Here is a 19,793-nt window from a genome sequence, read left to right on the forward strand (position 1 = left end):
TCCCCCAGTTTTGGGGGGGGGGAACACAACACAGAAACCCCAAAAACCCCCCCCCCTTTGCAGGGGTTTGGGGTGGTGGGGGGGAAACCCTTTTCTCCCCCCCCCCGCCCCAGACCGAAGGAAGGCATGAACCGAGCCACTCGTGCGTCCGCCCTCGCCGCGACCACCGTCCTCGCGACGACCGGAGCCCTGCTCACGTGCACGTCCGCCGCCGGTGCCGCCACGGCGCCCGTGACCTGTAAGTCGCCCGTCTTCAAACGGCAGTTCTACGCGAACACGACTTTCTCCGGTACGCCGAAGAAGACCGACTGCGATTCGAAGATCGATCAGAACTGGGGCACCGGCGCCCCCGCCGCCGGGCTGCCCAGCAACTACTTCGGCGTGCGCTGGACCGTCACCCGGGACTTCGGCTCCGGCGGACCGTTCTCGATCCCCGTCGCGACCCGCGACGGCCTGCGCGTCTACCTCGACGGCACGCGCAAGGTCGACATCTGGAAGAACGTCTCGACAACCCAGACGAAGACCGTCAACATCACCATCCCGTCCGGGACGCACACCCTCCGCTTCGACTTCGTCAACTGGACGGGCGCCGCGAACGTCAAGGCGGACTACCTGCCCCGCACGTCCGCTACCGTCGACACGGTCAAGCCCCTCGTGCCCACCGGCACCTCCCTCACGTACGACTCCTCGTACCAGGCCGACTTCAGCTGGACGGCCAACAAGGAGATGGACCTCGCGGGCTACCGCGTGTACCGCCGGCTCCAGGGCACCTCGTACGGCACCAAGCCGCTGGCCACGACGACCTCCACGTCGTACACGGACACCACGCTGCCGAAGAACGGCGCGGTCTACTACTACGAGGTCCGCGCCTTCGACAAGGCGGGCAACGAGTCCGCGGGTACGGCGGACAAGTCCGTCACCACCGTCGACGAGAGCGCTCCCGCGGCGCCGAAGGGTGTCGAGGATGCCTGGAAGCCCGACTACTCCGAGAAGGTCAGCCTTTCCTGGTACGGGAACACCGAGGCGGACTTCGCCGGGTACAACGTGTACCGCTCCACCACCGGCAGGCCGGTCGCGCTCACCGCGGCGAACCGGCTGAATGGTGACAAGCCGCTCACCCAGTCCTGGTACCAGGAGCCGCTGCCGCTGACCGGGGACACGTACTACTACGTCGTCACGGCGGTCGACACGCACGGCAACGAGTCGGCGGCTTCCGGCACGGTGGAGTTCTACACGCGGGACAAGACGGGGCCCGTGGACACCGCGCACAACGCAACGGCGGTCGAGGACGAGCGCGGGGTCACGCTGACGTGGGACAAGTCCGAGACCACCAGCGAGGACTTCGTCGGGTACACGGTCCTGCGCTATGACAAGCCGCGCACGGAGCCCGGGCGCACGACCGTGGAGGTCGCCAAGGGCATCCGGGGCACGTCCTTCACGGACGCGGCCCCGCCGCCGGGCGCCACGTACTACTACTCAGTCGTGGCTGTGGACGACGCCGGGAACGGGGGCACCCCCTCCGTCGAGATGCCGGTCGCGGTCGCCGGAAACAAGACGCCGCCGCCCCCGGTGACGGGCACGACCGCCACCGCCCAGGAGAACGGCGTCTCGCTGAGCTGGGACGCCAGTGACGATCCCGGTCTCGACCACTACCGCATCCTGCGGGGCACCCTCGTCGACGGCGAGTGGGTCTTCAAGCCGCTCATCGATGCCTGGACCCTCAAGCCCAAGGAGTTCACGGAGACCCACCACCTCGACCGTATGGCCGCCGACGGTGAGCAGTTCCGCTACAGCGTCATCGCCGTCGACCAGTACGGCAACCAGCTCACCGTCGAGACCGGGGCACCCGTCCAGGGCGTCACCGAGCTCGACCTGCGCCCCGACGCCGACGCGGGCCCCGCCGTGGACGACAGCCCGATCGGCCACCTCTACGGCGACGTGAACGGCTGGGTCGGCTGGTGGCTGGGCAGCGCCACGGGCGCCAACGGCAGCAAGGTGACCGGCTTCACCGTCTACCGCTGGAACCGGTCGACCCACGTCTTCGACAAGGTTGACGTCCAGACGCGCGGTGACAGCACCAGTTGGTCGTACGTGGACACCGCCCGGCCCAAGGGAACGACCACGTACTACCGCGTGACGGCCACCCTCGCGGACGGCACGGAGACGGCCGCCCGCGAGATGGGGTTCGCCTCGGAGAATTAGCTCCCGCCAGGGGAAGCAGTGGAGGCGCCCGGCCGGAGTTCCCGGCCGGGCGCCTCCCTGTTCTGTGCCGCTGTATGCGTCAGAGCGACCCGCGGGCCGCTGACAGTGAGCTTCGGACGGCTCCTGATCTTCCTTTCTGTGGAGGTCAGGGACCTTTCCTCATGCGTGACCCTCAGAAGTTCCTCAACTCTGTGTTGGGCCGGGAACGGGGAGGGCATCACCGCCTCACGCAAGAGCGAGGCGCCCACGGGGGGCCGCTTCGGGGGAAACGAAAGGAGGGTGACGCCATGATCGTCGGCATCATCCTGGCGGTGGTCGGAGTCGTCATGGTCGGGGCGCTGGTCTCCAAGGCCCGCAGGGGCGGGCCCCCTTCCCGACGGACGGCGCGGCGCGGGGCGTGGGCGTCCTCCGGTTCGAGCAGCAACAACAGCTGGTGGGCCGGCGGGGGCGACTCCGGCGGCGGACACAGCGGGGGACACTCCTGCAGCAGCGGCTCGTCCTGCGGAGGCGGGTCGTCCTGCGGGGGTGGTGGCGGTGGCTGCGGCGGCGGAGGCAGCTGACTGACGTCGGCCGTCCTCCCTACGGGGAAGCCGTATCCACCGAACGCGGGGTCCGCACCTGGGGGCGGGTCCCGCGTTGTCATGTCCGGGGCTTCCCGGACGGATCACCGGTCGAACGCCTGTGGGGGGTGCGCAAGGGGATCCCGGCAACGCTTCCTGCCTGTAGGACAACTCCCACCCGCCCTGGCGCCGCTCCGGCAACTGTGCGCGTCGAACCGTCCTTTCGGGGGTCGGGCGCAATTCCGCACCCCCGTCCGTCCTGGCTCCGGGCGTGAGCCACGGCGCACCGGCGCACGCCTCCCCGGCACCGGCGCACGCCGTAGTTGAACAGTTGAGCTGTGGAGCCCTCTGAGGGATGGAAACCCTACGAACTTGGGTAAAAACGCTGTGGCGGCGCCGCCGTTCATGATTCCCTCTAAGCCACCGACGCAGCCTCTCGGACGATCTGCGGACACCTTCCTGAAACCGGCCGACCGGGCTGCCCCGGGCCGACATCCCCCGGTGCCGTGCCACCGGGGCGCAGCGGACCCCTCTCCCTCTCCTTGTGTGCTTGCGGAGCCGATCCATGCTCACGACCCTGAACACCTCCTACACCGACACGCGCGCGGCCGATCTCGCATGGGCCCTGGGGCGCGAGCCGCTTCCCGCGCTGGCCGTGCTCGACCTCGAACTGGCGGGCACCAAAGTGCAGTTGCGGCTCCTTGGCGCGTCCCACCAGGTCCTGCTGGAGGAGGAGCGGGGCATCTGCTCGGAGACGGTGGCGTGCATCGCGGGCAGCAGCACCCCGCTTCCGCTCGGCGTCGCCAAGCGGGTGAACGACTGGGAGTACGAGTTCGCCGCCCGCGTCGAGGTCCTCTCGCCCGGCTCCTTCGCGGGCCGCGCCCAGGAGTTGCTGGCCCTCGTCTCCGACCACCCGCACGGCCTCGTCGGCGTCTTCCCCGGCAGCCCCTACGCCTTCACGGCCCTGCTCGCCCAGCACCACGAGGGCCAGGTCCACTGGCGGACCTGGCACGCCTACCCGCAGGACGGCCAGTTGGTGGCGACCCGCACGAAGGTGGGTGTGCGCGTACCGGCGGCGGTGCTCGTCAACTGACCCCGGCGCGAAGGCGACGGCAACGGCGACGGCGATGGCGGCACCCGGCACCCGGCCGCCGACCGCCGTCCGGCCCGCCGGCCCGCATGCGGCGAACCGAGTGGTGCCGGCGACGTTGGCACCCGGCCGCCGACCGCCGTCCGGCCCGCCGGCCCGCATGCGGCGAACCGAATCTCGTACCGATGTCCGGGCCCTGTAAACCAGCACCACACGTGTGGGTGACGAACCGCAGTCGAAGCGTGACGTAACGTCGCAGAGTGATCGAGCCGCACGCGCCCGCCCCGCCCGGTTGCCCGCCGCCCTGGAGCGCCCCTGGCGGCCCCACCGATCCGGCGCGGCTGCCCGTACGGCCCGGTACCGGACGGTTCCTGGTCCTCGCCGGCGTGTTCGTCTGCGCGGCCTGCGGACTCGTGTACGAACTGGAACTCGTCGCGCTCGCCTCGTACTTGATGGGCGACTCCGTCACCCAGGCGTCCGTCGTGCTCTCCGTCATGGTCTTCGCCATGGGCATCGGTTCCCTCGCCGCGAAACGGCTGCGTCCGCTCGCCGCGGCCGGCTTCGGTGCCGTGGAGGCCACCCTCGCGCTCGTCGGCGGGTGCAGCGCGATGGCCCTGTACGCGGTGTTCGCCTGGACCGGCGACTGGGGCGGGATGTGGGCCAACGGGCCGCGCTGCCTGCTGGTCGCCTTCTCCCTGGCCACCGGGCTGCTCATCGGCGCCGAGGTCCCGCTGCTGATGGAGCTGATCCAGCGGATCCGCCGCCAGGACGCGGGCGGCGCGGTCGCCGACCTGTCCGCCGCCGACTACGTCGGCGCCCTCGTCGGCGGCCTCGCCTTTCCCTTCCTTCTGCTGCCGTTCCTCGGGCAGTTGACCGGCGCGCTGCTCACCGGTGCGGTCAACGCGGTCGTCGGCGGTGCGCTGGTGCTCGGTCTGTTCCGCCGGGACCTGACCCGGCGCGCCCGCTGGTTGCTGCTGGCCGGCAACACCCTCGTGCTCGTGGTCCTCGCCTCGGCCGCCGTCCTCGTCGACGACTTCGAACGGGCCGCGCGGCAGGCGGTGTACGGCGACGACATCCGCGTGGCACTCCGGACCGAGGTGCAGGAGATCGTCCTCACCGGCGGCACGCACGGGCGGCCCCTCGACCTGTTCCTCGACGGCCGGCTGCGGGTCAGCGGACGCGACGAGCCGCGCTACCACGAGGCCCTCGTCCACCCCGCGATGAGCGGGCCGCACGCGCGCGTGCTGATCCTCGGCGGCGGGGACGGCCTGGCCACCCGCGAGGTGCTGCACCATCCCGGAGTGGACCGGGTCGACGTCGTCGAACTCGACGCCGAGGTGATCCGCCTGGCCCGCACCGACCCGGCCCTGTCCGCGCTCAACCGGCACGCGTTCGGCGACCCACGTGTGCACGTGACGACCGAGGACGCGTTCGGCTGGCTGCGCGGAGCGACTCCGGCGACGTACGACGTGGTCGTCTCGGACCTGCCGGACCCGGGGATCACGGCGAGCACGAAGCTGTACTCGCAGGAGTTCTACGGCCTCGCGCGGCGCGTGCTGGCCCCCGGCGGACGGCTCGTGGTGCACGCCGGGCCGGTCGCCGCCGGCCCCCGGGTGTACTGGACGGTCGAGGCGACCCTGCGCGCGGCCGGTTTCCGCACCGCCCCGTACGGCACGGGCGGCCGCCACACCGCTTTCGCCGGGCCCGACCGCACCCCCGCCGACCGCTCCCGGGCGCCCCGCGACTGGGGTTTCGTCCTTGCCGCCCACACGGACCCGCGGCTGCGGCTCGACCCGGGCGGCCCGCGGCCCCGAGTCCTCACCGAGGCGTCCCTGACCGCGGGGGAACGGGCGGCACGAAGGACGCGGATCGCGGGGTTGCCGCCGTCGACGCTGGTGCACCCGCGCTACTGAGGGGCGGGGCCGTCCTCGAGGGGCCGTCCTTGCGGGACCGTCCTCGAGGGGCAGCCCTCGCGGGGCCGTCTTCGCGGGGCCGTCCTCGCCGGACCCGTCCTGCGGACCGGGAGGATACGTCTGGTGGGGGTGGATCGGGGGGCTAATTCCTCAGCCGGGGGTGCGTTACGCGCTGTCCTGGGTAGAGTCCGTCGACATGGAGCACGAGGTGTTCGTTCCGGTTCCGGCCGAGCGGCTGAGGGAGGTGCTGGACGACCCCGCGCGGGTCGCCCGGGCCGTTCCCGGGCTCCAGCAGGACGCCGGAGCCGAGCCCGTCGCCGGGCGGCTGAAGATCCGCGTCGGCAGTCACTCCGTCACCTACCGGGGTGCCCTGCGGGTGACCCGGCGCGAGGGCGCGTACGCCGTCGAGGGCGAGGCGGAGGAGTCGCGCGGCAGCGGCTCGGTCGAGCTCGCCCTGCGGATCACCCTGCGCGAGGCGGAGAACGGCTGCACCGTCGTGTACGACGGCACGGCCACCGCGGAGGGACGGATCAAGGACCTCCCGGCGGACGCGGTGGAGGGGGCGGTCACGCGGCTGCTGAACCGTTTCGCGGAGCACCTGGCCGCGGCGGCCACGGACGCGGGCGACGAAGGTGCGCGGCCGGAGGCGGAGGAGAAGGCCCCCACCCACCCCGGTCTCACCGAGGAACCCCCGGCCCCGGAGCGTCCCTCCGGCTTCGGCGCCGACGCCCCGCCCTCCTCTCCGGGACCTGTGGACAACGTGGACGACGTGAACAACGGGAACAACGGGGACGACGAGGACGACGACATCGCCGAAGCGGCGCACGCGCGACGGACCATGATCGGACGCAGCGCCGAGGAGGTCGACCACGCCCCGCCGCGCGGCCGGTACGCTCCCGTGCCCGCGCCCCAGACCGTGGCGGCCCCGGCCCCGCTGCGCTGGGCGGCCCCCGCGGCGGCCCTCGCCCTGGCGTCGGCCGTCGTGGCGGTCCGGGCCCTGCGCAGACGCCGCTGAGCCACGCGGCACCGCCACGGCCGCGAGGTGGCCCGGGGCGGTGACGGCCGCTGGACTTGCGAGCGGCCCGACCCGGACTGTCCCGCCCCGGGCACACAGGGCCCGAGCGGCGCGACCGGTGAGGCCCTCTTGATCACCGCAGCAGACGCCGCTGAGCCACGCGGCACCGCCACGGCCGCGAGGAGGCCCGGGGCGGTGACGGCCGCTGGACCTGCGAGCGGCCCGACCCGGACTGTCCCGCCCCGGCCACACAGGGCCCGAGCGGCGCGACCGGTGAGGCCCTCTTGATCACCGCAGTAGGGTCGTCCCGTGAGTGACGAAGACATCACGCTGACCGCGGGTGACGCGGAGGTGACCGTGCAGCCGGGCAACGGCGGCCGGGTCGGAGGACTGCGGATCGGTGGCGTCGAACTGCTGCGCCAGGGCGAGCGCTTCGGCTGCTTCCCGATGGTGCCCTGGTGTGGCCGGACCCGGGACGGGCGGTTCCTGGACGGCGCCGCGGTGCGGCAGTTGCCGCTGAACGCCCCGCCGCACGCCATCCACGGCACCGTCCGCGACCACGCCTGGCGCACCGCCCGCACGAGCACGGGCGAGGCCGTCCTCACCTGCGAGCTCGTCGACCCCTGGCCCCACCCGGGTCTCGTCACCCAGGTCGTCGCCCTCACCGAGGACGCGCTGACGCTGACCATGTCCGTCGAGACGTACCAGTCCTCCTTCCCGGCGCAGATCGGCTGGCACCCCTGGTTCAACCGGAACCTCGGCGGCCAGGACGTGACCCTCGACTTCGACCCCGCCTGGCAGGAGGAGCGCGGCGACGACCACCTGCCCACCGGCAACCGCCTCGACCCGAAGCCCGGCCCCTGGGACGACTGCTTCGGCATGCCCGGCGGCGTCGAGGCCACCCTGACCTGGCCCGGTCAGCTGGAGCTGAAGGTGACCAGCCGGGAGGAGTGGGTCGTCGTCTACGACGAGCAGCGGGAGGCCGTGTGCGTGGAGCCGCAGACCGGCCCGCCCAACGGCCTCAACACCCTGCCGCACCTGGTCACGCCTCTGGAGCCGCTGGAGGCCTCGACGACCTGGAGCTGGCGCCGCCTCTAAGCTGGGCGGCATGACGGACACACGCGGCGCGCTGCTGCAGCAGATCAAGGACAAGGCCGTGGTGCACGGCAAGGTGACCCTGTCGTCGGGTCTCGAGGCCGACTACTACGTCGACCTCCGGCGCGTCACGCTCGACGGCGAGGCCGCCCCGCTGGTCGGCCAGGTGCTGCTGGACCTGACCGAGGAGCTGGACTTCGACGCCGTCGGCGGCCTGACCATGGGCGCCGACCCGGTCGCCGCCGCCATGCTGCACGCGGCCGCCGCGCGCGGGAAGCGCCTGGACGCCTTCGTCGTGCGCAAGGCCGCCAAGGCGCACGGCCTGCAGCGGCGCGTCGAGGGCCCGGACATCGCCGGCCGCCGCGTGCTGGTCGTCGAGGACACCTCCACGACCGGCGGCTCCCCGCTGACCGCCGTCGAGGCCGTGCGCGAGGCCGGGGCCGAGGTCGTCGCCGTCGCGACCATCGTCGACCGGGCGACCGGCGCCGCCGAGAAGATCCAGGAGGGGGCCGGGGTGCCCTATCTCTTCGCCTTCTCCAAGGACGAGCTGGGCCTCGACTGACCTGGGACTGACCAGGGCGTGGACGGTGGCCTGGACCTTCCGGCCAAGTCTGGAAAGATGGGGCCGACGATGACGTCGCACCCCAAGGTCTAGGTCAGGGCCGTTAGACACAGCAGTACGTCAACCCGCAGATACAAGGAGCGGACGCATGCCCATCGCAACTCCCGAGGTCTACAACGAGATGCTGGACCGGGCGAAGGCAGGAAAGTTCGCCTACCCGGCCATCAACGTGACCTCCACCCAGACCCTGCACGCGGCCCTGCGCGGTTTCGCTGAGGCGGAGAGCGACGGCATCGTCCAGATCTCCACGGGTGGCGCCGAGTTCCTGGGCGGCCAGTACAGCAAGGACATGGTCACCGGCGCGGTCGCCCTCGCCGAGTTCGCGCACATCGTCGCCGAGAAGTACCCGGTGAACATCGCGCTGCACACCGACCACTGCCCGAAGGACAAGCTCGACGGGTACGTACGTCCGCTGCTGGCGCTGTCCCAGAAGCGCGTCGAGGCCGGTCTGAACCCGCTGTTCCAGTCGCACATGTGGGACGGCTCGGCCGAGACCCTCGCCGACAACCTCTCCATCGCGCAGGAGCTGCTGGAGCAGGCCCGTGCCGCGAAGATCATCCTCGAGGTGGAGATCACCCCGACCGGTGGCGAGGAGGACGGCGTCTCCCACGAGATCAACGACTCCCTCTACACCACGGTCGACGACGCTCTCCGCACCGCCGAGGCCCTCGGCCTCGGTGAGAAGGGCCGCTACCTGCTCGCCGCGTCCTTCGGCAACGTGCACGGCGTGTACAAGCCGGGCAACGTCGTCCTGCGCCCCGAGCTGCTGAAGGAGCTGAACGAGGGCGTCGCCGCCCAGTACGGCAAGGCGTCGCCGTTCGACTTCGTCTTCCACGGCGGCTCCGGATCCACGGAGGAGGAGATCCGCACCGCCCTGGAGAACGGCGTCGTGAAGATGAACATCGACACCGACACCCAGTACGCGTTCACGCGCCCCGTCGCGGACCACATGTTCCGCAACTACGACGGCGTCCTGAAGGTCGACGGCGAGGTCGGCAACAAGAAGACCTACGACCCGCGCACCTGGGGCAAGCTCGCCGAGGCGTCCATGTCCGCGCGCGTCGTCGAGGCCTGCGGCAACCTGCGCTCTACCGGCACGAAGATCAAGTAAGTCCGGTCCGCACCGGTTCGCATCCGGTTCGCCCGCGTCGAGCCCGGCACCTGCTCAGGTGCCGGGCTCTTCCGTATGCTCCCTGCATGCCCGATGTCCGGCTGGCCTCACCACAGGGCAAGTGGATCCTGCTCACCACCGTCCTCGGCTCCAGCATGGTGCTGCTGGACTCGACCGTCGTCAACGTGGCCCTGCCGCGCATCGGCCGCGACCTCGACGCGAACCTGTCCGCGTTGCAGTGGACCGTCAACGCCTACATGGTCACGCTGGCCGGGCTGATCCTGCTGGGCGGGGCGCTCGGGGACCGGTTCGGGCGGCGGAAGGTGTTCGTCGTCGGCGTGGTGTGGTTCGCGGTGGCGTCGCTGCTGTGCGGGATCGCGCCGAACGCGGGCGTGCTGATCGCCGCGCGGGCCCTGCAGGGGGTGGGCGGCGCGCTCCTGACCCCCGGGTCACTGGCGCTGATCCAGGCCTCCTTCCACCCCGACGACCGGGGGCGGGCGGTCGGCCTGTGGTCCGGCTTCGGCGGGGTCGGGGCGGCGGTCGGGCCGTTCGTCGGCGGCTGGCTGGTGGACGGGCCGGGCTGGCGGTGGGTGTTCCTGCTGAACGTGCCGGTGGCCCTGGTGTGCGTGCCGGTCGCCCTGCGGCATGTTCCCGAATCGGGGGACCAGCGGGCGCACGGGCGGTTCGACGTGCTCGGGGCCGTCCTGGGGGCGCTCGCGCTCGCGCTGGTGACGTACGCGCTGATCGAGGCCGGCGGGGGCGGGGCGGTGGTGGCCGTCTCGGCGGTGGCCGGGCTGGCCGCGGCCGTCGCGTTCGTGGTCGTCGAGCGGCGCCGGCCCGATCCGATGATGCCGCCGGACATCTTCGCGTCCCGGCAGTTCACGGCCGTCAACCTCGTCACGCTGTGCGTGTACGCGGCGCTCGGCGGGTTCTTCTTCCTCGCCGCGCTCCAGCTCCAGGTCGTCGTGGGCTACTCGGCCCTCGCCGCCGGCACGGCGCTGCTGCCGACGACCGTGCTGATGCTGCTGCTGTCCGCGCGCTCCGGGGAGCTGGCCGACCGCATCGGGCCGCGGATCCCACTGACGGTGGGGCCGCTGCTGTGCGCGGCCGGGATGCTGCTGATGCTGCGGGTCGGGCCGGGGGCGTCCTACCTCGCCGATGTGTTGCCGGCGCTGCTGGTGCTCGGGCTCGGCATGGTCACGCTGGTCGCACCACTGACGGCGACCGTGCTGGGCTCGGTGAGCGTGGTGCGCGCCGGGCTGGCCAGCGGCATCAACAACGCGGCGGCCCGGGCGGCGGGCCTGATGGCGGTCGCGGCGCTGCCGCTGCTGGCGGGCATGGGGGAGGAGGCGTACCGGGAGCCGGCCGCCTTCGACACGGCGTTCGGAAAGGCCATGGGGTGGTGCGCGGGGGCGCTGGTGGCGGGAGCGGTGATCGCCGCCGCGGCGGTCCGCAGGCCGCCCCCGGACTGCAAGCGGCCGGAATGCCTGCGGCACGGCGGCATCACGGCACCGCCACTGGAGGGCGAGCCGGTACGGAAGCGGTTGGGGTAACGGGACCCGGCCTGCGGGCATGCGTGCCGCTGGGGGTGACACGGGTGGGTGTGGGGCCCCGCCTGCTTGAGCGGAGCCGAGAGTGTGGGGGAGGCACACCGCTACGCCGGGTTGCGCACCCCCCGGTCCATGGCGCCGCCGCTGTCCCGATGCCTCAGACTTGAGGCATGTCCATTCACGAGAACCTTCTCGGGGGCCCGCCCCCGACCCATCTCCCCGACGACCCCGGGCCGCGGGAAATGCTCGCCTCGGGTGCCGCGTCCGCCGAGGTCGCCGGCGCGCACCCCACCTCCTCGCTCGCCTGGGCGCAGCTCGCCGACGAGGCGTTCGAGCGGGGCGCTGCCGTGGAGTCCTACGCGTACGCCCGCACCGGCTACCACCGCGGCCTGGACGCGCTGCGCCGCAACGGCTGGAAGGGCCACGGCCCGGTGCCTTGGGAGCACGAGCCGAACCGCGGCTTCCTGCGTGCCCTGCACGCCCTCGCCCGGGCCGCGCAGGCGATCGGCGAGCAGGAGGAGTACGAGCGCTGCTCCCAGTTCCTGAAGGACTCCTCGCCGACGGCGGCGCAGGTCCTGGGCTGATCACGGTCCGTGCACGCGAGGCCCGTCCCGAAAGGCGGGCCTTGCGGTTCCGGGGGACGATTGCGCAAGATGCCCTCGGGGACCGGGGCCCCCGTGTCGGATTCGGCAGGGGCGGACCGCTACCCGGAGTTATACGCAGGAGACAGCGATGTCCCACGAGGCTCACGAGCCCGAGACCCCGCATCTCGACTTCCACGGCACGACGCCGTACGAGGACTACGTCAAGGCGGACGTACTCACCCACCTCCAGCACACCCTCTCCGACGACCCCGGAGAGATGGTCTTCCTGGTGACGACCCAGGTGATGGAGCTGTGGTTCACCGTCATCGTCCACGAGTGGGAGACGGCCGCAGGCGCGCTCAGGGGGGACGACATCCCCACCGCCATCGCCGCGCTCAAGAGGTCCGTCCGCGAGCTGGAGGCGCTCAACCACTCCTGGAAGCCGCTCGCCCAGCTCACGCCGGCCCAGTTCAACTCGTACCGCAGCGCCCTCGGCGAGGGCTCCGGCTTCCAGTCGGCGATGTACCGGCGCATGGAGTTCCTGCTCGGCGACAAGTCCGCGTCCATGCTCGTCCCCCACCGGGGCGCACCGCGTGTGCACGCCGAGCTGGAGAAGGCGCTGTACGAGCCGAGCCTGTACGACGAGGTCGTACGGCTGCTGGCCCGGCGTGGGCACGACATTCCCCAGGCGGTGCTGCGGCGCGACGTCTCGCGGCGTTACGAGCCGTCGCCGGAGGTGGAGGCGGCCTGGACGGCCGTCTACTCGGGCGACGAGAGCGACGAGGTCGCCCGGCTGGGCGAGGCGCTGAGCGACGTCGCCGAGCTGGTGTGGCGCTGGCGCAACGACCATCTGGTCGCCACACGCCGCGCGATGGGCGCCAAGACCGGCACGGGCGGCTCCGCCGGGGTGGCCTGGCTGGAGAAGCGCGCGCAGAAGAACGTGTTCCCCGAGCTGTGGACGGCGCGGTCCTATGTCTGACCTGGCCATAACGGCAGAGAAGCTGGACGCCGCCGACGAACTGGGCGGCAAGCGCGAGGAGTTCGTCCTCGACGAGGTCGTCTACCTCGACGGCAACTCCCTCGGCGCGCTGTCGGCCGTGGTCCCCGGCCGGGTCGAGGACGTCGTACGCCGCCAGTGGGGCGAGCTGCGCATCCGGTCCTGGGAGGAGAGCGGCTGGTGGACGGCGCCCGAGCGGATCGGCGACCGGATCGCCCCGCTGGTCGGGGCGGCGCCCGGGCAGGTCGTCGTGGGCGACTCCACCAGTGTCAACGTCTTCAAGGCACTCGTGGGCGCGGTGCGGATGGCCGGGGAGGGGCGTGACGAGCTCCTCGTCGACGCGACGACCTTCCCCACCGACGGGTACATCGCCGAGTCCGCCGCCCGTATGACCGGCTGCACCCTGCGGCCCGTGACACCGGCCGAGGTACCGGGCGCGTTGGGCGAGCGCACCGCCGCCGTCCTGCTCAACCACGTCGACTACCGCACCGGCCGGCTGCACGACCTGCCCGGACTGACGGCCGCCGCGCACGAGGCCGGGGCGGTCGCCGTCTGGGACCTGTGTCACAGCGCGGGCGCGCTGCCGGTCGGGCTGGACGCGAACGGCGTGGATCTCGCGGTCGGCTGCACCTACAAGTACCTGAACGGCGGGCCCGGTTCACCGGCGTACCTGTATGTGCGGCGGGAGCTGCAGGACCGGTTCGACTCGCCGCTGCCCGGCTGGAACTCGCACGCCGAGCCGTTCGGGATGCGCACCGGCTACGAACCGGCTTCCGGCGCCCTGCGCGGCCGGGTCGGCACACCCGACATCCTGTCCATGCTCGCCCTCGAGGCGGCACTGGAGGTCTGGGAGGGGGTGTCGGTCGAGGCGGTGCGGGCCAAGTCCCTGGCGCTGACGGACTTCTTCCTGGAGTGCGTGGCGGCGTATGTGCCCGAGGGCAGGGTGGAATGCGTGACGCCGGTGGCGCACGCGGAGCGGGGCAGCCAGATCGCGCTGCGCTGCGACGACGCCGCTGACGTGATGAAGCGGCTGATCGAGCAGGGTGTGGTCGGCGACTTCCGGGCGCCGGACGTGCTGCGCTTCGGCTTCACACCGCTGTATGTCGGATTCGCCGACGTGGAGCGGGCGGCGCGGGTGCTGGCCCGGACGCTGGCCTGAGTGGCGGCGGGGCTGGGACGCCGGCCTGAGTGGCGGCGGGGCCGGGATGCCGGCCTGAGTGGCGGCGGGGCCGGGACGCCCATGAGACGTCCCGGGCCCCGCGGCGCCCCGTCCGGACTGACCGAGCGTCACATCCCCGTGTCACCGCACGTCACGCGCCTGGTACCGTCCCGGCCAACGGTCGGCCCCCTCAACTGGGCCGCCGCGTACGGTTCATCGCTGGAGGGTTGGAGCATGACGGACGACGTCGCAGCAGCACGGGCCGCTGCCGAGGAGGAGTCGGCCTTCTCCCACGCGCCCGTCGACCCCGACGCCACCGCGGCCTACGGCGACCATCCGGACCAGGTGATCGACTTCTTCGCGCCGCGCCGGGCGGGCGGACCCGGGCCGGCCCCGGTCGTCGTCGTCCTGCACGGTGGTGCCTGGCGGGCGCCGTACGACCGGCGTCACATCAGCCCGTTCGCGGACTTCCTCGCCCGCCGCGGGTTCGCCGTGGCCAGCGCCGAGTACCGGCGCGGCGGCGACGGCGACTCCGTCGCGGGCCGGTGGCCCGACACCTTCGACGATGTCGCCGCCGCGCTGGACGCTCTTCCCGGGCTGGTACGGGAGGTGCTGCCACAGGCCGACCCGCGCCGTACGGTCCTCACCGGCCACTCGGCGGGCGGGCATCTCGCCCTGTGGGCCTCCGCACGGCACGTCCTGCCGGCCGACTCGCCCTGGCGCAGCGGCAGCCCGGTGTCGCTGCGCGGCGTCGTCGCCCTCGCCCCGATCGCGGACCTCGCCATCGCCGACAAGCTGGACGTGTGCGGCGGTGCCGCACGCCAACTCCTGGGCGGGGACGAGCACTTCGCCGAGAGGCAGCCGTACGCCGACCCGGCGCTGCTGCTGCCCACCGGGATCGCCACCACACTCGTCCAGGGCCGTGCGGATCTGGACGTGCCGCATGCGGTCGCCGAGTCGTACGCGGAAGCGGCGGCGAAGGCCGGGGAGATGGCGTGGGTGACGCTGCTGGAGGACGTGGGGCACTTCCCGCTGATCGACCCGGCGGCGGACGCGTGCGCGGTCGTGGTGGAGGAGATCGCGCAGCTGGCCTGGTGAGCGGTGGGCCGCGAGGCTTCGTGACGGTGTTCTGTGACGGTCCGTCGTGGTGCTGGCCCTGGTGAGTGGTTGGGCGTGCGGCTTCGTGACGGTGTTCTGTGACGGTCCGTCGTGGTGCCGGCCCTGGTGAGTGGTGGGCGTGCGGCTTCGTGACGGTGTCCTGTGACGGCCCGTAGGAGCGGTCCCCGGGTCGTACCCGTAGTACCTGAGAGCTACGCCCCAGGTGAGTTCCCGGGCGGGACGCGGGCGAGGTCACCCGCTCCGTAACTTCCCTTTCACGCGGACCCGATGGCCGGGTGCGCTGGAGGGGGACGACCATGGGGCCCGCACCGAAGTACCGCCGTGCCGGTGACCGTGGTGGCGGCAGACGCCGTGTCGGTGGACGGCGCGACGCCGGCGGACGGCGGGGTGCCGGCCGATGGCGGCGCGCCACGCTCGCCGCCCTTGTCACGGGTGCGGTGGTGTTTCCCCTCTCCGCGGCCGTACGGCCGGAGACCCCCGCCCCGGCCCCCGCCCGGCTCGCACCCCTCCGTGCGTCGACGCTCGGCGAGGCCTACGCGGCCAACCGGGCGAACGCCGCAGAGGCGGCCCGGACGGCGGCAGCCCATCACGACCGGGACCGTGCCGCAACGGACCGTCATCTGTCGTCGCCGAAAAGACACTTGCTGCACTTCGACGGCCGCGGCTCCGGCCGGGTGACGGAGGTCCTCGGCGACCTCGCCCGGGCCGACCGCATCGCCGTCCTGGTCCCCGGCTCCGACACGAGTCTCGACACCTACGGCCGGTTCCACGCGGCGGCCGCAGCCCTGCACCGGCAGCTCGCCCGGCAGGCCCCGGCGGGCACCCGCACCGCGGTCGTGGCCTGGCTGGGCTACGAGACGCCGGGCACGGTCAGCACGACGGTCACCACGACCGGCAGGGCGGAGCAGGCGGCCCCGCACCTGCGGGCGCTCGTCGCCGACCTGCGGTCCATAGCGGGCCCCCGGCCGCGTATCTCGCTGTTGTGCCACTCGTACGGCTCGGTCGTCTGCGGCCGTTCCGCCGCCGGGCTCGCCGTCGACGACATCGCGCTCGTCGGCAGCCCCGGCACCGGCGCGGACTCCGCCGCCGCACTCCACACCCGGGCCCGGGTGTGGGCGGCCCGGGGCGGTGACGACTGGGTGGAGCACGTACCGCACCTCAGCGTGGACCTGTTCGGCACCAGCGTCGGCTTCGGCACCGACCCGGTGACCCCGGCGTTCGGCGCCCGGGTGTTCGCGGCGGGCGATGCCCGCCACAGCACGTACTTCAGCCCCGGCTCGACCTCCCTGACCAACCTGGCCCGGATCGTCCTGGGCGAGACCAAGGCGGTGACCCATGACTGACATCGGCGTACGCGCCGTCCGGCAGCGAGTGCGCCGAGGCGCCGACCGCGTCGGCGAGGCCACCCCACCCCGCCGCGACCGGGCCGTGGACGCCCTGCGGGCCGCCGCCGTCCTCGGTGTCGTCCTCGGGCACTGGTTCGTCACGGCCCTGGTGTCCGACGGCCGCACCCTGCGCACGGCGAGCCCGTTGCAGCACATGCCGTGGCTGGCCCCCGTCTCCTGGACGTTCCAGACACTCGCCGTGTTCTTCCTGGTCGGCGGCCATGTCGCCACCCGCAGTCATGCCTCGGCCCGGGCCCGTGGAGTCCCGTACCGCCGGTGGCTGACGGCCCGGCTGTCCCGGCTGTTCAAGCCGGTCGCCGCCGTCCTCACCCTGTGGACGGTCGCCGCCGTCGCGCTGCTGCTGTCGGGCACCGAGTTCGGCACGGTCCGCACGCTGGTGAAACTGGCCCTGTCCCCCCTGTGGTTCCTCCTGGTGTTCGCCGGTCTGACGGCGGCCACCCCGCTGCTCGCCCGGCTCAACCCGCTCTGGCCGCTGGCCGTCGTGCTGCACGTGGACCTTCTGCGTTTCGGCCTCGGCGGCCCCGCCTGGCTCGGCTGGGTCAACGTCGCGGCCGGCTGGATGGTGCCCTACGCCCTGGGCGCGGCCTGGACCCGGGGCGAGCTGGAGCGCCGCCGCGCGGGCTGGATCCTGCTCGTCGGCGGTGCGGCGGCGACCGCGGGACTCGTCGCGTGGGCGGGTTATCCGGCCTCGATGGTCGGCGTCCCGGGCCAGGGCATGTCCAACCTGTATCCGCCGACACTGGCCGTCGTCACGTTCGGCCTTGCCCAGTGCGGGGGCGCCCTGCTGCTGCGCGAGCGGCTGCGGCACGCGATGCGCCGGCCCGTGGCGTGGGCGGCGGTGGCGTTCGTCAACCTCTCCGCGATGACCGTCTTCCTCTGGCACCAGACGGCCTTGACGGCGACGACCGCCACCGGCCTCCTCGCGGGCAGGCTGCCCGGCCTGCACACGCCGCCCGACGGACTGGCCTGGGTGGGGGACCGGCTGCTGTGGCTGCCCGTGTTCGTACTGGCCCTCGCGGTCTGCTGGGGCGCCTTCCGCTCCTTGGAGGGCAGCGCCGGCGAGCGGCTGAGCGGCGGCGGGGGGCTGATCGGTGGCGAGCGGCTGAGCGGTAGCGGGGGGCTGAGCGGTGGCGAGCGGCTGAGCGGTGGCGGGGGGCTGAGCGGTGGCGGGGGGCTGAGCGGCGAGGGCCGGGACCGCGGGTCGCGGGTGGTTCGGGCGCACCGTCCGTGCGACCGGGACGCGGCGAGGGAGGCACGTCATGTCTAGGCTGGGCCGCGTGACGGAGACGGGGGTGGGCCGCGCGCCGCGGGCGCGCGTCAAGGGCTGGCTGCGGGGCGCGCGCGAGGACCTGTGGACCGTCCGGATCGATCCGCTGCCGCCCTCCACCTGGATGCGCTGGCTGCCGCACGGGCTGTTGTGCCTGGCCGCCTTCGGCATCACGCTCGGCGGCACGGGTGACATGAACGACAACGGCCATCTGGCCCCCGGCCTCGCTCTCCTGATCGCGGGCGGGCAGGGCGGCGCCGTGGTGCTGGGGCTGTGGCGGCCGGTGCCGGCCTGGTGGCTGTCCCTGGGACTGTTCGCCCTGGGCGCCGCCGCGGTGCGCACCCGGATGGGCTTCGACCTGGAGACCTACACCTGGCCCTGGACCGCGGCCGGAATCATCGCCGAGATGCTCGTGCTCCTGCTGCTCGCCCTGCGGGTGCCGACCCGTGCGGCGGTGGCGGCCCTGGTGGTGACCTGGCTCTTCACCTACGCCTTGGAGAGCCTGGGGACCGGGGAGCCCTACGACACCACCGGTGTGCTCGCGGTCTCCCTGTTCACCGTCGTCGTGATACTCGGCACCGCCCTGCGCGGCCGCCGCGAGGCCCGCGCGCAACTCGTCGAGCAGACCACCCTCACCGCGGAGGAACGCACCCGGCGCACCCTGCTGGAGGAGCGCAGCCGCATCGCGCGGGAGCTGCACGACGTGGTTGCCCACCACATGTCGGTCATCTCCATCCAGGCGCAGGTCGCCCCGCACCTCGTCGAGAACCCGCCCGACGAGCTCAGGGAGAACCTCGCGGGCATCCGGCAGAACGCCCTGGAGGCCTTGATCGAACTTCGCCGCGTGCTGGGCGTGCTGCGCTCGGAGCACCCCGGGCCGGGGGAGCCGTTCGCCGACGCGGGTGACCTGACCACACCGCACGCCCCGCAGCCCACGCTCGACCGGCTCGACGCGCTGGTGGAGAACACCCGGGCTGTCGGCCGCGAGGTCGTCACCGACATCAAGGGCGAGCGGCGACCGCTGCCGCCCGGCGTGGAGCTGTCGGCGTACCGGATCGTGCAGGAGGCGCTGAGCAACGCCCTGCGGCACGCGCCCGGCGCGAGGATCACCGTCCGACTCGCCTACGAGCCGGACGGTCTGGAGGTGGAGATCGTCAACGGCCGCCCGACCGGGCCGCCCCCGCCGTCGACCGGCGCGGGACACGGACTGCTCGGCATGCGGGAGCGGGTCGCGATGCTCGGTGGCACGATGACGGCCCACCCGTGGCACTGGGACGGCTTCAAGGTCACCGCCTTCCTCCCGGACACCCCGCCCGCCGACGCCCCGGGCACCCACCCACCCACCGCCCCCCGGAGAAGGACCTCATGACGAGCGGTACCGGCGAACCCATCAGGGTTCTGATCGTCGACGACCAGGCGATGGTCCGGCAGGGCTTCACCGTGCTGCTCGGCGTCCAGCCCGACATAGAGGTCGTCGGCGACGCGAAGAACGGTGAGGGCGGCGTCGCCCTGGCCGCGGAGCTCGCCCCGGACGTCGTCCTGATGGACATCCGCATGCCCGGCATCGGCGGCATCGAGGCGACCGAGCGCATCACCGCCGCCCACCCGGACATCAGGGTGCTGGTGCTCACCACCTTCGACCTCGACGAGTACGTGTACGACGCGCTGCGCGCCGGAGCCTCCGGGTTCCTGCTGAAGGACGCGTCGTCCGAGCAGCTCGCCGAGGCGGTCCGGGTCGTCGCGGCCGGGGAGGCGCTGCTCGCCCCGGTCATCACCCGCAAGCTGATCGCCGAGTTCTCCCGGCTCGACGGCAAGCCCCGCGCCCCGCTGAAGGAACGCGTCGGCGATCTGACCGAGCGGGAGACGGAGGTGCTCTCGCTGATCGCGCAGGGCCTGTCGAACGCGGAGATCGCCGGGCATCTGTTCGTGGCCGAGCAGACGGTGAAGACCCACGTCGGCAGGATCCTGGTGAAACTGGGCCTCAGGGACCGGACGCAGGCGGCGGTGTTCGCGTACGAGTCGGGGCTGGTGCGGCCGTCGGGATACTGAGGGGCGGCGCGGCGGGCCCCGTAGTACCTGAGAGGGACTCTGCGGAACCCCTCT

The 19,793-nt window shown here is 72.8% G+C and carries 17 protein-coding genes; all 17 read left to right on the forward strand.

Annotated features, from left to right (window positions below):
• Positions 1-126 precede the first annotated feature (126 nt).
• On the forward strand, positions 127-2,202 hold the full coding sequence (locus ACZ7EG_RS12990) for a PA14 domain-containing protein (protein ID WP_471076403.1): 2,076 nt from the start codon (positions 127-129) through the stop codon (positions 2,200-2,202).
• A 287-nt stretch (positions 2,203-2,489) separates the two neighbouring features.
• Positions 2,490-2,762: a hypothetical protein gene (locus ACZ7EG_RS12995; RefSeq protein ID WP_471076406.1), complete on the forward strand. Its 273-nt coding sequence runs from the start codon at positions 2,490-2,492 to the stop codon at positions 2,760-2,762.
• A 565-nt stretch (positions 2,763-3,327) separates the two neighbouring features.
• The gene (locus ACZ7EG_RS13000) at positions 3,328-3,855 is read left to right on the forward strand and encodes a DUF2617 family protein (protein ID WP_471076409.1); all 528 of its coding nucleotides are present in this window, start codon (positions 3,328-3,330) and stop codon (positions 3,853-3,855) included.
• Positions 3,856-4,112: 257 nt separating this feature from the next.
• Positions 4,113-5,765 (forward strand): polyamine aminopropyltransferase, encoded by a 1,653-nt coding sequence (locus ACZ7EG_RS13005; protein ID WP_471076412.1) that lies wholly within the window; start codon positions 4,113-4,115, stop codon positions 5,763-5,765.
• A gap of 196 nt (positions 5,766-5,961) precedes the next feature.
• Complete coding sequence (locus tag ACZ7EG_RS13010; protein WP_471076415.1) at positions 5,962-6,780, forward strand: SRPBCC family protein; 819 nt, start codon at positions 5,962-5,964, stop codon at positions 6,778-6,780.
• A gap of 309 nt (positions 6,781-7,089) precedes the next feature.
• Positions 7,090-7,878 carry an aldose epimerase family protein gene (locus ACZ7EG_RS13015; RefSeq protein ID WP_471076418.1) on the forward strand — a complete coding sequence of 263 codons (789 nt, stop codon included), beginning with the start codon at positions 7,090-7,092 and terminating at the stop codon, positions 7,876-7,878.
• Positions 7,879-7,888: 10 nt separating this feature from the next.
• On the forward strand, positions 7,889-8,437 hold the full coding sequence (pyrE, locus tag ACZ7EG_RS13020; protein ID WP_471076421.1) for an orotate phosphoribosyltransferase: 549 nt from the start codon (positions 7,889-7,891) through the stop codon (positions 8,435-8,437).
• A 148-nt stretch (positions 8,438-8,585) separates the two neighbouring features.
• Positions 8,586-9,608: a class II fructose-bisphosphate aldolase gene (gene fbaA / locus ACZ7EG_RS13025; RefSeq protein ID WP_471076423.1), complete on the forward strand. Its 1,023-nt coding sequence runs from the start codon at positions 8,586-8,588 to the stop codon at positions 9,606-9,608.
• 86 nt (positions 9,609-9,694) lie between these two features.
• Positions 9,695-11,161 (forward strand): MFS transporter, encoded by a 1,467-nt coding sequence (locus ACZ7EG_RS13030; RefSeq protein WP_471076426.1) that lies wholly within the window; start codon positions 9,695-9,697, stop codon positions 11,159-11,161.
• A 167-nt stretch (positions 11,162-11,328) separates the two neighbouring features.
• Positions 11,329-11,742, forward strand: a complete 414-nt coding sequence (locus tag ACZ7EG_RS13035; protein WP_283968124.1) for a DUF3151 domain-containing protein — start codon at positions 11,329-11,331, stop codon at positions 11,740-11,742.
• A 148-nt stretch (positions 11,743-11,890) separates the two neighbouring features.
• On the forward strand, positions 11,891-12,721 hold the full coding sequence (locus ACZ7EG_RS13040) for a tryptophan 2,3-dioxygenase family protein (RefSeq protein ID WP_471076430.1): 831 nt from the start codon (positions 11,891-11,893) through the stop codon (positions 12,719-12,721).
• Positions 12,714-13,898, forward strand: coding sequence for a kynureninase (gene kynU / locus ACZ7EG_RS13045; RefSeq protein ID WP_471076434.1), 1,185 nt, complete (start codon positions 12,714-12,716; stop codon positions 13,896-13,898). The genes ACZ7EG_RS13040 and kynU overlap by 8 nt, the downstream gene beginning before the upstream one ends.
• Before the next feature lie 234 nt (positions 13,899-14,132).
• Positions 14,133-14,996, forward strand: coding sequence for an alpha/beta hydrolase (locus tag ACZ7EG_RS13050; RefSeq protein WP_471076437.1), 864 nt, complete (start codon positions 14,133-14,135; stop codon positions 14,994-14,996).
• Positions 14,997-15,313: 317 nt separating this feature from the next.
• Complete coding sequence (locus ACZ7EG_RS13055) at positions 15,314-16,360, forward strand: alpha/beta hydrolase (RefSeq protein WP_471076441.1); 1,047 nt, start codon at positions 15,314-15,316, stop codon at positions 16,358-16,360.
• Positions 16,353-17,690: an acyltransferase family protein gene (locus ACZ7EG_RS13060; RefSeq protein ID WP_471076444.1), complete on the forward strand. Its 1,338-nt coding sequence runs from the start codon at positions 16,353-16,355 to the stop codon at positions 17,688-17,690. The genes ACZ7EG_RS13055 and ACZ7EG_RS13060 overlap by 8 nt, the downstream gene beginning before the upstream one ends.
• Positions 17,683-19,059: a sensor histidine kinase gene (locus ACZ7EG_RS13065; RefSeq protein WP_471076447.1), complete on the forward strand. Its 1,377-nt coding sequence runs from the start codon at positions 17,683-17,685 to the stop codon at positions 19,057-19,059. Before ACZ7EG_RS13060 ends, ACZ7EG_RS13065 begins: the two co-directional genes overlap by 8 nt.
• Complete coding sequence (locus ACZ7EG_RS13070; RefSeq protein WP_471076449.1) at positions 19,056-19,739, forward strand: response regulator; 684 nt, start codon at positions 19,056-19,058, stop codon at positions 19,737-19,739. Before ACZ7EG_RS13065 ends, ACZ7EG_RS13070 begins: the two co-directional genes overlap by 4 nt.
• Positions 19,740-19,793 lie beyond the last annotated feature (54 nt).

This window comes from Streptomyces sp. NPDC037100 (assembly GCF_055606225.1).